Annotated in this window: 15 protein-coding genes; 6 read left to right on the plus strand and 9 right to left on the minus strand. The window is 72.6% G+C overall.

Going from position 1 to position 14,129, the window contains the following annotated elements; translation table 11 throughout:
* The first annotated feature begins 53 nt into the window (after positions 1-53).
* Entirely contained in the window at positions 54-1,484 is a 1,431-nt protein-coding gene (locus ACIBCJ_RS27015) for a metallophosphoesterase (protein ID WP_365980477.1), read from the plus strand.
* Here the strand turns inward: ACIBCJ_RS27015 and ACIBCJ_RS27020 are convergent.
* From ACIBCJ_RS27020 to ACIBCJ_RS27060, 9 genes are all read right to left on the minus strand, one after another.
* On the minus strand, positions 1,475-2,221 hold the full coding sequence (locus ACIBCJ_RS27020; RefSeq protein WP_362103569.1) for a TetR family transcriptional regulator: 747 nt from the start codon (positions 2,219-2,221) through the stop codon (positions 1,475-1,477). The genes ACIBCJ_RS27015 and ACIBCJ_RS27020 overlap by 10 nt on opposite strands.
* Before the next feature lie 11 nt (positions 2,222-2,232).
* Positions 2,233-2,721 (minus strand): DCC1-like thiol-disulfide oxidoreductase family protein, encoded by a 489-nt coding sequence (locus tag ACIBCJ_RS27025; protein WP_362103570.1) that lies wholly within the window; start codon positions 2,719-2,721, stop codon positions 2,233-2,235.
* Between the two features lie 4 nt (positions 2,722-2,725).
* Positions 2,726-3,133, minus strand: coding sequence for a hypothetical protein (locus ACIBCJ_RS27030; RefSeq protein ID WP_362103571.1), 408 nt, complete (start codon positions 3,131-3,133; stop codon positions 2,726-2,728).
* Between the two features lie 97 nt (positions 3,134-3,230).
* Positions 3,231-3,641 carry a VOC family protein gene (locus ACIBCJ_RS27035; RefSeq protein ID WP_362103572.1) on the minus strand — a complete coding sequence of 137 codons (411 nt, stop codon included), beginning with the start codon at positions 3,639-3,641 and terminating at the stop codon, positions 3,231-3,233.
* A gap of 191 nt (positions 3,642-3,832) precedes the next feature.
* Positions 3,833-4,606 carry a succinate dehydrogenase iron-sulfur subunit gene (locus ACIBCJ_RS27040; RefSeq protein ID WP_362103573.1) on the minus strand — a complete coding sequence of 258 codons (774 nt, stop codon included), beginning with the start codon at positions 4,604-4,606 and terminating at the stop codon, positions 3,833-3,835.
* Positions 4,606-6,360, minus strand: a complete 1,755-nt coding sequence (sdhA, locus tag ACIBCJ_RS27045; protein ID WP_007444153.1) for a succinate dehydrogenase flavoprotein subunit — start codon at positions 6,358-6,360, stop codon at positions 4,606-4,608. Before sdhA ends, ACIBCJ_RS27040 begins: the two co-directional genes overlap by 1 nt.
* A 19-nt stretch (positions 6,361-6,379) precedes the next feature.
* Positions 6,380-6,862: a succinate dehydrogenase hydrophobic membrane anchor subunit gene (locus ACIBCJ_RS27050; protein ID WP_365980478.1), complete on the minus strand. Its 483-nt coding sequence runs from the start codon at positions 6,860-6,862 to the stop codon at positions 6,380-6,382.
* Between the two features lie 5 nt (positions 6,863-6,867).
* The gene (gene sdhC, locus ACIBCJ_RS27055) at positions 6,868-7,248 is read right to left on the minus strand and encodes a succinate dehydrogenase, cytochrome b556 subunit (protein WP_133887798.1); all 381 of its coding nucleotides are present in this window, start codon (positions 7,246-7,248) and stop codon (positions 6,868-6,870) included.
* Between the two features lie 222 nt (positions 7,249-7,470).
* On the minus strand, positions 7,471-7,998 hold the full coding sequence (locus tag ACIBCJ_RS27060; RefSeq protein ID WP_399283472.1) for a 2-oxo-4-hydroxy-4-carboxy-5-ureidoimidazoline decarboxylase: 528 nt from the start codon (positions 7,996-7,998) through the stop codon (positions 7,471-7,473).
* Between the two features lie 212 nt (positions 7,999-8,210).
* On the opposite strand from ACIBCJ_RS27060, the gene ACIBCJ_RS27065 reads away from it, so the two are divergent.
* The 5 genes from ACIBCJ_RS27065 (at position 8,211) to ACIBCJ_RS27085 (ending at position 13,728) form a co-directional block, all read left to right on the plus strand.
* The gene (locus ACIBCJ_RS27065; protein ID WP_365980479.1) at positions 8,211-9,827 is read left to right on the plus strand and encodes a glycoside hydrolase family 20 protein; all 1,617 of its coding nucleotides are present in this window, start codon (positions 8,211-8,213) and stop codon (positions 9,825-9,827) included.
* 515 nt (positions 9,828-10,342) lie between these two features.
* Positions 10,343-10,909, plus strand: coding sequence for a hypothetical protein (locus tag ACIBCJ_RS27070; protein WP_365980480.1), 567 nt, complete (start codon positions 10,343-10,345; stop codon positions 10,907-10,909).
* A 177-nt stretch (positions 10,910-11,086) separates the two neighbouring features.
* Complete coding sequence (locus tag ACIBCJ_RS27075) at positions 11,087-11,512, plus strand: hypothetical protein (protein ID WP_362103576.1); 426 nt, start codon at positions 11,087-11,089, stop codon at positions 11,510-11,512.
* A 369-nt stretch (positions 11,513-11,881) separates the two neighbouring features.
* The gene (locus ACIBCJ_RS27080; RefSeq protein ID WP_362502775.1) at positions 11,882-12,544 is read left to right on the plus strand and encodes an RNA polymerase sigma factor; all 663 of its coding nucleotides are present in this window, start codon (positions 11,882-11,884) and stop codon (positions 12,542-12,544) included.
* Positions 12,544-13,728, plus strand: coding sequence for a hypothetical protein (locus ACIBCJ_RS27085; RefSeq protein ID WP_365980482.1), 1,185 nt, complete (start codon positions 12,544-12,546; stop codon positions 13,726-13,728). The genes ACIBCJ_RS27080 and ACIBCJ_RS27085 overlap by 1 nt, the downstream gene beginning before the upstream one ends.
* Positions 13,729-14,129: the final 401 nt, after the last annotated feature.

Raw genomic sequence — 14,129 nt, forward strand, 5'->3', positions numbered from 1 at the left:
CGTCGAGGACGTCCCGGGCGTCCCGGGCGTCACAACCGAGGGGATACGACGGCATGGTGGTCGTCTTCGTGCTGGTCGCGTTGCTGGTGGTGGGCGTCCTCGTGGCGGCCAACCGGTACCTGTGGCTGCGCCTGTTCCGTGACACGACCCGCGCTGGGGGCCCCGCGCGCCGGATCGGCGCGGCCGTGATCGCCGGAGGCTGGGTGCTGGCGGTCGGAGCCCTGGTCGCCGAGCGCACCGGCGCCCCGTTCTGGCTCCAGCGGGTCCTCGCCTGGCCGGGCTTCCTGTGGCTGGCCCTGTCGATCTACCTGCTGCTCGCGGTGATCGCGGGCGAGGTCGTCCGGCCGCTGCTGCTGCGGCTCCTGGAACGCCGGGCGGCCGCGCGGCGGACCGGGGAGGCGGCGGAGCCGTCGGCCGCCGCTGACGCGGAGCGCATAACGGCGGGGGGAGCGGCCCCGCCGAAGGCGTCCGGGGCGTCCGGGGCATCCGAGGCACGCGAGACGTCCGATCCGCCCGAGCCCGGCAGGCCGGAGACCGACACGCCGGAGACCGACACGCCGGAGACCGACACGCCGGAGACCGACACGCCGGACACGCCAGACGTGCTCGACGCGCCGGACCCCGCCCCGGGAAGCGGCTCTCCGAGCCCCCTGGCCCTCCCCTCCCGCCGCCTGTTCGTCTCCCGCGTCGTCGCCGGCGCGGCCGCGGCGGCGGCCGTCGGCACGGTGGGCTACGGCACGTACGGCGTGCTGAGCGGCCCGAAGGTGAAGCGGGTCACCGTGCCGCTGGCCAAGCTCCCGCGCGCGGCGCACGGTTTCCGCATCGCCGTCGTCAGCGACATCCACCTGGGCCCGGTGCTCGGGCGGGGCTTCGCCCAGAAGGTCGTCGACACCGTCAACTCCACGCAGCCCGACCTGATCGCCGTCGTCGGCGACCTGGTCGACGGCAGCGTGAAGGACCTCGGCCCGGCCGCCGCGCCGCTGTCCGGGTTGCAGGCCCGGCACGGCGCGTACTTCGTCACCGGGAACCACGAGTACTTCTCCGGCGCCGAGCAGTGGGTCGCCGAGGTGCGGCGGCTCGGGCTGCTCCCGCTGGAGAACGCCCGCACCGAACTGCCCCACTTCGACCTCGCCGGCGTCAACGACGTGGCGGGCGAGGACGAGGGCCAGGGCCCCGACTACGCCAAGGCCCTCGGCGACCGGGACCGCTCCCGCGCCTGCGTGCTCCTCGCCCACCAGCCGGTGCAGATCCACGACGCCGTCGACCACGGCGTCGACCTCCAGCTCTCCGGCCACACCCACGGCGGCCAGCTCTGGCCCGGCAACCTCATCGCGGGCGCCGCCAACCCGACGCTGGCCGGGCTGGAGCGCTACGGCGACACGCAGCTCTACGTCAGCCGCGGCGCGGGCGCCTGGGGCCCGCCCACGCGTGTGGGGGCGCCCTCGGACATCACGGTGATCGAGCTGGCGTCCCGTCAGGCCTGATCCGCGGGCCTGCGGCCGGCCGGGTCGGGAAACGCCTTGGTCATGCCCGGCAGGAAGTCAGTGAACAGCTCGTGCACCTCGCGCACCAGCGGGCGCAGCACCCGGAAGCGGGCCAGCACGACGCCCCGGGCGGTGAGCCGGGCGCCGCGCTCGGCGAGACGGTAGCTGCGCTCGCGGCCCTCGGTGCGGTCGAAGATCCAGTACAGCACGAGGCCCATCTGGGAGAGCCACATCAGCTCGGGCAGGATGTCCCGCAGCTCGTCGGGCACCTTGGTCCTCGCCCCGGCCAGGACCGCGCGGTGGATGCCGATGGCCTCCACGCGCGCGTGCTCCGACTCCGGCGAGAAGGGGCTGAGCGGGCTGTCCGGGTCGGCGGCGTTCTTGAAGAACTGCACCGCGAACTCGTGGTACGGCGTGGCGATGTCCAGCCAGACCTTCAGCACGCCCGCCAGCCGTGCCTCCAGATCGGTCTCCCTGGCCAGGACCTCGCGGACCGCCGCCCGGTGCTCGGCGGCGATCCGGTCGTAGAAGCCCTGGATCAGGTGTTCCTTGCCGGCGAAGTAGTAGTACGCGTTGCCGACGGAGACCCCGGCCTCCTGGGCGATGGCCCGCATCGTGGTCCGGTCGTAACCGCGTTCCTGGAACAGCCGCATGGCCGTCTCCAGGATCAGCGCGCGGGTCTGCTCGGACTTGCTGAGGTGGGCGCCGTCGTCGGGGCCGTCGTTGGTCGCAGGCACGGGTCCAGAGCCTATCCAGTGGCGCAGGTGCCGTCGTCACAGCCCGGCCCGGCGTAGATCCACCCTAGACCCGGCTCGTAGACCCAGCCGTCGGCCCGGCGGTACCCGTTGCCGCCCCACTGCCGCTGCCCGGCGCGCCACTTGGCGGCGGCCAGGACGGCCCCCCGGGCCAGCAGGGCGCCCTTGGGCGTGCTGAGGCGGTGGGCGAGCCTGCGGTACCCGCGCAGCGCCCACAGGACGACCACCCAGGCGGCGGCGCCCCGGTACACCTGCCCGGCGTCGCCCACGGCGGTGACCTCGTCGAGGGTGGAGCCGTGGTCGAGCCCGGGAAAGCGCCGGCGGGCCTCGGCGGACGCGGCCGGGACCAGCTCCAGCGGCACCAGCCGGGGCTGGCGCAGCAGCCAGTCCCGCACGTGGACGCACAGGGCGCACTCGGCGTCGTAGAGGACGGTGAGCCGGCGCACGGGGGCGCCGGCCGTCGTCCCCGGAGCGGGAGCCATCGGGTCAGGCCCCGGCCGTCGGGGCCACCCAGCCCTGCGGCGGGACGGGGGGCAGCTGCTCGCGCTCCATCAGGCCGCGCCGCCGGATCTTGTTGAGCACGTACACGTTGCCCAGGTGCATCACGCCGAGCACCAGCAGCACCACGCCGAGCTTGGTCGAGAGCGCCTCGAAGATGCCCCGGGTGTCGGCGATGGTGTCGTCGCCGCTCAGGTAGAGGGCGACGAAGCCGAGGTTGACGAGGTAGAAGCCGACCACCAGGAGGTGGTTGACGGCGTCGGCGAGCTTCTCGTTGCCGTGCAGGACGTCGGAGAGGAAGACCCGTCCGTTGCGGCTGAGCGTGCGGGCCACCCAGACGGTCAGACCGATGCTGACGACCAGGTAGATGACGTAGGCGATGACGGTGCGGTCCATGCCCCACCCCTTCTTGAACGCGTTCAAAACGCTGACGGGAAGGACTGTAGACCTGTTTTTGAACACGTTCAAGCCCGAATTCGCCGACGTGGGCGGCTCAGGGGCGGCGGCCCAGCTCCGGCCGCTTCGAGTAGTCGGTGAGGCCGATGACGTTGCCCCACGGATCGGCGAACTCGACGGTCCAGCCGGTGGCCACGGGGAACGGCTCGTCCAGCGGCCGCACCCCCGCCTCGCGCAGCGCGCGGGCGGCCAGGCGGGCGTCGGTGACCTCCAGCCACACCCGCGCCGAGGGCCACATCGGGGGCTGCCGGCCGAACTCCTCCTCCGCCCGCAGCAGCAGCCCCGGTGTCTCCACGCCCGCCTTCAGCAGCGCGATCCCGGCCTCGTCGAGCCGGTAGGCGACCGGGAAGCCGGCCCGCTCGTAGAACCCGACGGCCTCGCCGAGGTCCCCGACGGGCAGCAGCACGTTGTCGAACCCGAGCAGTTCGTACGACTCGTCATCTGACATGGCGTCAGGCTAGGACGATCGTCGGCCGGAACGGCTGATTGCCCCTGCGAGCCCGCTGCGGGCTTACGCCGTCCGGCCGCAGCGACGGCGGCGGGGACGGCGCGGCCGGGCCCCAGGAGGCCGCGGGAACGCCGCAGGGCCCCGTCTCCGGCGGGAGACGGGGCCCTGCGGCGGCTACGGCCGGACGGACGTCAGAAGCGGCGCGTGATCAGCGCTCGCTTCACCTCCGCGATGGCCTTGGTGACCTCGATGCCGCGCGGGCAGGCGTCCGTGCAGTTGAAGGTCGTACGGCAGCGCCACACGCCGTCGCGGTCGTTCAGGATCTCCAGCCGCTGCTCGCCGGCCTCGTCGCGCGAGTCGAAGATGAAGCGGTGGGCGTTGACGATCGCGGCCGGACCGAAGTACTGGCCGTCGTTCCAGAACACCGGGCACGACGACGTGCAGGCGGCGCACAGGATGCACTTGGTCGTGTCGTCGAAGCGCTCACGGTCCTCGGCGGACTGGAGGCGCTCACGCGTCGGCTCGTTGGTGTCCTTCGTGATCAGGAAGGGCATCACGTCCCGGTACGCCTGGAAGAACGGCTCCATGTCGACGACCAGGTCCTTGAGGACCGTCAGGCCCTTTATGGGCTCGACCGTGATCGGCTTCTCGGGGCTGAGGTCCTTGATCAGCGTCTTGCAGGCCAGACGGTTCTTGCCGTTGATCCGCATGGCGTCCGAGCCGCAGATGCCGTGCGCGCAGGAACGGCGGAAGGTCAGGCTTCCGTCCAGGTCCCACTTGATCTTGTGCAGCGCGTCGAGGACGCGCTCCTTCGGGTCGATCTCCAGCTGGAAGTCCTCCCAGGTCGCGTCGGCGGCGACCTCGGGGTTGAACCGCCGGACGCGGAAGGTGACCGTGATGTACGGGGAGTCGGCGAAGCCGGGCTCGGGGGCCTTGTCGCTCTTCTCCATGACAGGGGTAGCCATCAGTACTTACGCTCCATCGGCTGGTAGCGGGTCTGGACGACCGGCTTGTAGTCGAGCCGGATGGACTCGGCGCCGTCGTCGCCCACCTCGCGGTACGCCATGGTGTGGCGCATGAAGTTGACGTCGTCGCGGTTGGGGAAGTCCTCGCGGTAGTGGCCGCCGCGCGACTCCTTGCGGGCGAGGGCGGACACCGCCATCACCTCGGCCAGGTCCAGCAGGTTGCCCAGCTCGACGGCCTCCAGCAGGTCGGTGTTGAAACGCCGGCCCTTGTCCTGGATCGACACGTTCTTGTAGCGGGCGCGCAGCTCGGCGATCTTCTCGACGGCCGTCTTGATCGTCTGCTCGGTGCGGAACACCATGACGTTGGCGTCCATGCACTCCTGAAGCTCGCGGCGGATCGTCGCCACCCGCTCGGTGCCGGTGGACGAGCGCAGCCGCTCGATCTGCTCGACGACCAGGGACTCCGGGTCCTCGGGCAGCTCGACGAAGTCCGCCTTCTGCGCGTACTCCGCGGCGGCGATGCCCGCGCGGCGGCCGAAGACGTTGATGTCGAGCAGCGAGTTGGTGCCCAGGCGGTTGGCGCCGTGCACGGACACGCAGGCGACCTCGCCGGCCGCGTACAGGCCGGGGACGACGGTGGTGTTGTCCGCGAGGACCTCACCCTCGACGTTGGTCGGGATGCCGCCCATGGCGTAGTGCGCGGTCGGCTGGATCGGGATCGGGTCCGTGTAGGGCTCGATGCCGAGGTAGGTCCGCGCGAACTCCGTGATGTCGGGCAGCTTGGCGTCCAGCTGCTCCGGCGGGAGGTGGGTGAGGTCCAGGTAGACGTGGTCGCCCTCGGGACCGCAGCCGCGGCCCTCGCGGATCTCCGTGTAGATGGAGCGCGAGACGACGTCACGGGACGCGAGGTCCTTCATGACCGGCGCGTACTTCTCCATGAAGCGCTCGCCGTCCTTGTTGCGGAGGATGCCGCCCTCACCGCGGGCGCCCTCCGTCAGCAGGATGCCCATGCGCCAGATGCCGGTCGGGTGGAACTGGAAGAACTCCATGTCCTCCAGCGGCAGCCCGCGCCGGTACACGGCCGCCTGGCCGTCACCGGTCAGGGTGTGCGCGTTGGAGGTCACCTTGAAGAACTTGCCGGTGCCGCCGGAGGCGTAGATCACGGACTTCGCCTGGAAGACGTGGATCTCGCCGGTCGCCAGCTCGTAGGCCACCACACCGGCCGACTTCTTGACGCCGTCGACCTCGGTGATCAGCTGGTCGAGGACGTAGAACTCGTTGAAGAACTCCACGCCCTCCTTCACGCAGTTCTGGTACAGCGTCTGGAGGATCATGTGACCGGTGCGGTCGGCCGCGTAGCAGGACCGGCGGACCGGGGCCTCACCGTGGTTGCGGCTGTGCCCGCCGAAGCGGCGCTGGTCGATCGTGCCGTTCGGGGTCCGGTTGAACGGCAGGCCCATCTTCTCCAGGTCGAGGACCGAGTCGATGGCCTCCTTCGCCAGGATCTCGGCGGCGTCCTGGTCGACCAGGTAGTCACCGCCCTTGACCGTGTCGAAGGTGTGCCACTCCCAGTTGTCCTCCTCCACGTTGGCCAGCGCGGCGGCCATGCCGCCCTGCGCGGCGCCCGTGTGGGAGCGGGTGGGGTAGAGCTTCGTCAGCACGGCGGTGCGGCTGCGCTTGGTCGACTCGATGGCCGCGCGCATGCCGGCGCCACCGGCGCCGACGATGACGGTGTCGTACTTGTGTACCTTCATGATTTTCGCAGCCCCGTGCCTAGCGGATGTTCGGGTCGAAGGTGAAGATCACCAGCGTGCCCAGCAGGATGGTGAACACCGTGGCGGTGTAGAGCAGGCCCTTGAGCCACAGGCGGGTGTTCGGACGCTCCGCGTAGTCGTTGATGACCGTGCGCAGGCCGTTCGCGCCGTGCAGCATCGCGAGCCAGAGCATCAGGAGGTCCCAGACCTGCCAGAACGGGGAGGCCCAGCGGCCGGCCACGAAGGCGAAGCCGATCTTGGAGACACCGCCGTCGAGCACCAGCTGGATCAGCAGGTGGCCGAGGACCAGGACGACCAGCACGACGCCGGACAGGCGCATGAAGAGCCAGGCGGCCATCTCGAAGTTGCCCCGGGTGGACTTCGGGGACTTCTTCGTGCGGGCGCGGGGCGCTTCGATGAGCAGCGCCGGGTTGTCGGCCGAGTAGAGGGAGGCACCCTCGACGGGGCCGATCCCGGAAGCGGGGGATTCAGTCGTGGACATTGGCGTCAGCTCCCGAACAGTTCACGAGCGGCGTGGCCGAGGACGGGGTAGATCGCCCCGAGCATCAGCACGACCCACAGGGCGACGACGGTCCAGAGCATCTGCTTCTGGTAGCGGGCGCCCTTGACCCAGAAGTCGACGGCGATGACACGCAGGCCGTTGAGCGCGTGGAAGAGGATGGCGGCGACGAGGCCGTACTCCAGCAGCGCGACGATCGGCGTCTTGTACGTGGCCACGACGGTGTCGTAGGCCTCGGGGGACACCCGTACGAGAGAGGTGTCCAGCACGTGAACGAACAGGAAGAAGAAGATGAGGACGCCGGTGACTCGGTGAGCCACCCAGGACCACATTCCTTCCCGGCCGCGGTACAGCGTTCCAGCCGGCACGGAAATTTCCTCCGGGAGCGGGGGTTGGGGCCGCGCCGGCTTTCCTTGTCGGTCGGGCCCGGCCGGGTACGGTCCACCGGCCCCCAGCATGGTAGCGACGTGTACCTGCGGTGCTTACGGGGGGCCTGCTTGTGTGATCAAAGTTGCACTCAAAGGAGCAGTGGGGTGGGTGCCGGGCGGCCACTGGGGCGGGGGTTTGGGTGGTTTGCCGGGTGCGGGTGGTCAGTGGCTGGTCGCGCAGTTCCCCGCGCCCCTGAGCGTGCTGATCAATCTGCCTCTCGCCAGGTGCCGGAGTTCCTCCGCCGCTACCAGGCGTTCTTCGTCCGGGTCGTTGTTCAAACGTGACCGGATGGCTGTCAGTACGTGGTCCAGGGTCTCGTCCGGGGACAGGCCGGCCAGGCTGATGACGAACACGTGTCCGAAGCGGGACTCGTAGGCCGCGTGGGCCGCGCTCAGGGCCGTGTGGGCGGCCGCGTACGTGTCCTCGGGCAGGGCGGGCAGCGTCTCCGCCGCCAGGGCCTCGGTCAGGTCGTCCGGGGAGAGGTCGTAGGCCGCCTCGTCCGCCGCCGCCAGGAGGGCGGGCAGGTCCGGGTACGGGCGGTGGGAGGCGAGACGGTGGGCCCAGGCGCGGCTGCTCAGGCAGGCGAGAAGGGTCCGGGCGGCCTCTTCGGCGGATGCCGTGTTGAAGCGCCCCAGCGGTGTGGCCGTCACCGGTGTGGCGCGTGTTTGCTCCGGTACCGGTATGGCCACTCGGCGGGGGAGGTCTGGGAGACGGTGCGCAGGCAGCGTGGGTCCTCGTGGGCTTCACGTGTGTGTCGGCAGGGGATTGTGCGAAAGATGTGGCGTCACGTTATCGAGTGACGGCAACACGTGTCCGTCCGATGCCCGAATTTCACCCGAACGGGAGAGTTTCAGAACATGTGGTGGACGCATGATGGCAACGGCGACCTTAAGTTGACGCTGTGAGCCAGCACGGAAGCCGGTCACCGGCACACAAGACGAGACAGCGGGCCGTCATAGCCGGCGCGGTCGTCGCCGCGCTGGGCGTCGGAGCCGGGCTGTGGGCCGCCGACGGAGACGGCGACGGCGGCGGCCCACAGGGTGCGGCGACCCGGACGGACGAGGCGGCCGCGCCCAGCCCCAGCCGCTCCTACCCGCTGTCCAAGGAGCCGCGCACCATACCCGCCGTGCGCGAGCACACCGCGGCCCGCGGTCCCGGCTGGCAGCCCGCCGAGGACCATCGGGTGGTGGTCGCCGACGCCGGACTCGCCGACGAGGGGAAGCAGATCGCCGGCGACCTGGGGATGACGTACGCGGGGGAGAAGGACGACGAGCGGGCCGGGGACCTGCTGCTCGACGTCAAGGCCGACAAGGGGGCGAACCCCGAGTCGTACACCATGACCGTGCGCGACGGCCGGGTCACCGTCACCGGGCCCTCCGAGGCCGGCGTCTACTACGGCACCCGCACCGTCAAGCAGGCGGCGGACGGCGGCGGCACCGTGCCCGAGGGTGTGGTGCGCGACGAGCCGGCCAAACCCAAGCGCGGCTTCTCGCTGGACATCGCCCGCAAGCACTACGACGCCGACTGGATCAAGGACCGGATACGCGAGCTGGGCGACCTGAAGTACAACGAGCTGGGTCTGCACTTCTCCGACGACCAGGCCTTCCGCATCGAGTCCGACTCGCACCCCGAGATCGTCTCGGACGAGCACCTGTCCAAGGCCGAGATGAAGGAGATCATCGATCTCGCCTCCTCGCGGCACATCACCGTCGTCCCCGAGATCGACTCGCCGGGACACCTCGGCGCCGTGATCGCCGCCCACCCCGACCTGCAACTGCGCAACGCGCAGGGCACGGCCACCCGCGGGGCCATCGACATCTCCGAGCCGGAGGCCGCGAAGATCGTCGACGACCTGCTGAACGAGTACGCCGACCTCTTCCCCGGCTCCCAGTTCCACCTGGGCGCCGACGAGTACCAGGCACTCGTGGTGCCGAACCCGGAGGCGTCCTACCCGACGCTGGCCGCCGCCGCCCGCAAGGCCTACGGCTCCGACGGCACCGTCGCCGACCTCACCACCGGCTGGCTCAACGGCCGCGCCAAGACCGTCATGGCGCACCACCGCACCCCGCGCGCGTGGAACGACGGCTTCTTCAAGGACACGTCCGTCGAGCCGGTCGAGGACATCAAGGTCGCCTACTGGACCGGCAAGGAGATCGGCGCCCGCCCGCCGACGGAGTACCTGAGCGCCGGCCGCCAGGTCCTCAACTACAACGACGAGTTCCTCTACTACGTGCTCGGCCAGCCGCAGACCTTCGTCTACCCGACCGGCGAGCGCATCTACGAGCAGTGGACCCCGCGCGTCCTGCGCGGCACCACGCCCGTCGACGCCAAGTACGACGACCAGATCCTCGGCGGCAGCTTCGCCGTCTGGGGCGACTTCCCGAACGCCCAGACGCAGGCCCAGGTCGCCGAGGGCATCAGGCTGCCGCTGGCCGCGACGGTCCAGAAGCTGTGGGACGCCGGCAAGCCCGAGCTGTCCTGGGCGGACTTCAAGGCGCTGGCCGACCGGCTCGACTGACGCCGGGCGTCCGGTGGCGGCGCGCCGATCGTCCGAAGACGGCGACTGCGTGATCGTGGAGGCGGCCGTCGGCCGGAGCGGTGCCTGGACGACCGGTCCGGCGCGGACCGTGACGGCCGGTACCTGAGCGCCGAGCGGGGCGGACTCACCCTGGAGGACTGGTTCCCCGAGTCGGCCGGCAGCGCCGAACGCGCCGTCGCCCGGGCCGCGGAGGCGGGACGCACCGCGAGCGCCGGTGACCTGACCGAGGTGCCGGCCGACGACCCGGGCGCGCGCCGCCGCGGACGCGCACGCCGGCCCCGATGTCGCCGGGACGCGGCTGTCGACGTCGCCGGGGACGCGGGCCAGGGCGCCGGCGCGCTGGCCCGTCCGGTGGCCGAAAACCATTCTTCCGGCTCCTCGACCTGCTCGGCGTCGTGCCGCTGTGACACTCCCGGTCCGTCGCACGCAGTAAGGGTCAGTGCGGGCTCCGTGGTGGTGGGCGGGGCGCAGCGGCAGGAACAGGGAGGCATCCGATGAGCCTGGTGGAACTGATCGCGCGGGCCGACGCACGCGGACTCGCCGCGAGCGGACTGGCTTGTTTGGATCGCTGCGTCCCGCTGCTGGACGGCGACGACGAGGTGCTCCGACCCCTCTGGGCGGCCCTCGCCGACGCCGGCCGCGCGGCCGGACGCGACTGGGCCGAGGGTCTGGCACAGGTGCGGGACAGGCTCGCCGGGCCCGGCGCCACTGGCGAGGACGAGGCCGTGGTGCTGGCCCGCCGCATGCTCGCCACCGCGCCGGACGAGTGCTCCGGACCGGCGGTGCGGACGTGGGCCGACACCGGTTCCGTCGCCTCGCTCCGCATCCACCGGCTCCTCGACCCCGCGGCGGACGCGGCCCCGGGGACCGAGGTCCCCCGCGACAGCGGCACGGAGGGACTGTCACCGCTCGTCGCCGCGGAACTGCGCCGCCAGACGTGCGTCCTGGAGCTGCTCGCCGGCCACGGCGCGGCCGGGCTGCGTCCCGCCCTCGAGGTCGCCACGGAAGGGCGCCGGGTGCTGCGCGCGGTGGTCTCCCGCCGGGCGCGCGGACGGGGCTGAACCCCGGTCCGCCTGTGACCGTCGTGAGGTGAACGCGCGGCGGCGGTGCGGCGGACGTGGGGGAGGTGGGGCGGTCCTGCGCCGGTTGCGGAACGACCGGCGCCGGCGTGTGACGCGGCGCGGACCCACGGCGCTGTAGCCCATGTGACGACTGTGACCAGCGGATTGACGAGCCGAATGACGACTGGACCCGGCGGGGCGGCGAGCGGATCGACCGGCCCGCAGCAGACCCGCCCGGCGGCGGCATCGAAGCCCGTGCGATGGGCGGCGGACGCGGTGGCCACCCTGCGCGAGGGCGCCCGGCTGCGCCTGGACTACTCGGAGCAGAGTCTGTGGCGTGTCGACCGGGTGATCGACGGCATCCGGCGCGAACGGCCGCCGTACGCCGCCGTGCAGACGGCCCTGCGGGACCTCGGCGCGTACGCCGGTGAGGTGATCGTGCGCCGGACGGGCGGCGAGTGGTGGGCGAGCGGCGGAGACCACTGGGTCCGCACCCCGGACGGCCGCCTGTGGGACCCGGTCGACGAGGCCCGCCGCTGCTTCGCTGGGGACGGGTCGCTCCGGCTGCTGTGCCGGGACGCCTCGGCGGCGCGGCACCCGTGACCGACGGCGTCCGGCGGACCGGCACGGACGTGCGGACCGTGGCGACGGCCGGGGCCGCCACCCCCCACAGGAGAGGCCCCGGCCGTCGCGCGGTACGGGTCGCGCGGCGGCCCGTACTCCCTTCAGCGCCGCGACTGCGTTTTCTGTCACACCTCACCGCGTCACGGGTTAGTTGCATCTTGTACGGCAATGCGAGCGGGACATGGACGCGTGGCTGTTTCACGACGTAACGTGCCATTCGCGCCGACCAGCGGGGGGCTCGCCCCCGCGACGGGGCCGCGGGAGACCACCGCGGCCGCATGCGACACCACGACGGCGAGGACCACGTCCGCGAGAGCGGCGCCGGTTTAGGCGCAGAAAGGCTTCTCGGTGCTGGGGGACGACGCGGAGCTGACCGTCGCGGTGCGCGCGGCGCAGGACGGGGACGAGTCCGCGTTCCGGACCGTGTACCGCGCCGTGCATCCGCGACTGCTGGGGTACGTGCGCACACTCGTCGGCGAGTCCGACGCCGAGGACGTGGCGTCCGAGGCCTGGCTGCAGATAGCCCGCGACCTGGAGCGGTTCGACGGCGACGCCGACCGGTTCCGCGGCTGGGCCGCCCGCATCGCCCGCAACCGCGCGCTCGACCACATCCGCATGCGCGGACGCCGCCCGGTGATCGGCGGCGACGAGACGGAGCTGACCGGCAGGCCCGCGGAGTCCGACACCGCGGGCGAGGCGATCGAGGCCCTGGCCACCGGAAGCACCCTTTCGCTGATCGCCCGGCTGCCGCAGGACCAGGCCGAGGCGGTGGTCCTGCGCGTGGTGGTGGGCCTCGACGCCAAGAGCGCCGCCGAGACGCTCGGCAAGCGGCCCGGTGCCGTCCGCACGGCGGCGCACCGCGGCCTGAAGCGGCTGGCCGAGCTCCTGGGCGGCGATCCGGAATCGGGCGGCGGGCTGGAGGCCCTGCCGCCGCAGCGAGAACCGAACGGCCGTGCGGTGTCGTCCGCGAGTGTGACGCATATGCGTGCGCGGACGCAGAAGGACATGTGATGGCCGACGAGCAGGACAAGTGGCTGGACCGCGAAACGGCGGAGTTCCTGCTGCGCGGAGAGCCGCTGGAGGGTCTGGAGAGTGCCGACCCCGCGGCCCGCGACCGGGCCGAACGACTCGTCGTGGCCCTCGGCGCGCTGGTCCCCCCGCCGGCGCCGTCCGAAGAGGAACTCCCCGGCGAGGCCGCCGCGTTGGCCGCCTTCCGCAAGGTGAACGCCGAGCGGGCCGACGCGTCGGCACAGGCGCGGGCCGCCCTCGGGCACGGTGCCGCACCCGGGCTCCGCGACACCGGCGTCGTCCGCATAGGCCCGCGCGGCGAAGGTGCCCGGCGGGCGCGCTGGAGCCGTCCCCTGCGCCTCGGTCTGGCCGCCGCGCTGACCGTGGGCATGGTCGGCGGGGTGGCGGTCGCGGCCGGAACCGGAGTGCTTCCGACGCCGTTCGACCGGACCGAACCGGAACCCGCCGTGACCGCCTCGGCCGCCACCTCCCCCGACCGTTCGCCCGCCCCGACCTCCCCCCTGGACGGCGTGCAGGGCGGAAAGGGGCCCGGCGCCGGTCCGGACGCGTCCGGCGGCGGCGCCGCGCGGGACGACGAGGGGTCCGCGGACCGTGGCCCCGGCGGCCGGGAGGCGGGCGGGTCCGACGGGAGCCGGTCGCGCCTCGCCGCGTCCTGCCGCAAGGTGCGGGCCGGCAAGCCCCTCGACGCCGCCCGCCGACGCGCGCTCACGGAGGCGGCCGGGGGAGCGTCACGGGTCGTGAAGTACTGCGGCGGTCTCCTCTCAGGCACCGGCAACGGCGGCCGGGACGGCGGGGAACACGGCGACGCGGGAAAGTCCGCCCACGAGGGCGCCCCGCACGGCGACGGCGGCCAGGGCGACGGGAACGGCAAGGGCGACGACAAGAACGGCAAGGACGGCAACAGCGTCAAGAGCGACAAGGGCGACAACGACAAGAACGGGAAGGGCGACAAGAACGGGACGGGCGACAAGGGCGGCAACGGGAAGAAGGGCGACGACGACGGAGACGACGACGCCGACCACGCGGCCCCGCCCTCGCGCGGTCCGCACCGCCCCCACCACCGCCACCACGCCCCGCACGCCCCCAAGGCCGACGAGTCCCGCCCGCAGCGGGCGCCTCACGCGGCCCACGCACCCCACGCCATCCCCTCCGAGCAGCCCTCCTGACCTGGGCTTTCGCGGCCCGCGAAGATTCTCCCGCCGAGGGTGTGACACTTTCCGCCGCCGTGACGCAGTAAGAAATGAGCCGACTGGTCATCGGCTTTTGCACCGAGCCGGGGTTCCCCCCGTACCTGCGGCTCGTGCATCTCGGCGCGGGGGGGGGCGCGGGGCCCCCCCCCCCCCCCCCCCCCCCCCCCCCCCCCCCCCCCGGCCCCCCCCCCCCCCCCCCCCCCCCCCCCCCCCCCCCCCCCCCCCCCCCCCCCGGGCCCGCCCCCCCCCCCCCCCCCCCCCCCCCCCCCCCCCCCCCCCCCCCCCCGCCCCCCCCCGGCCGGACGACCGCCCGTGCGCCCCGGCATGACGCGGTAGCGCTGCACATCACTCCGGTTGCGCCTGCCCAGGGCACGGCG

It is taken from the genome of Streptomyces sp. NPDC051136 (assembly GCF_044455745.1).
GTDB lineage: Bacteria > Actinomycetota > Actinomycetes > Streptomycetales > Streptomycetaceae > Streptomyces.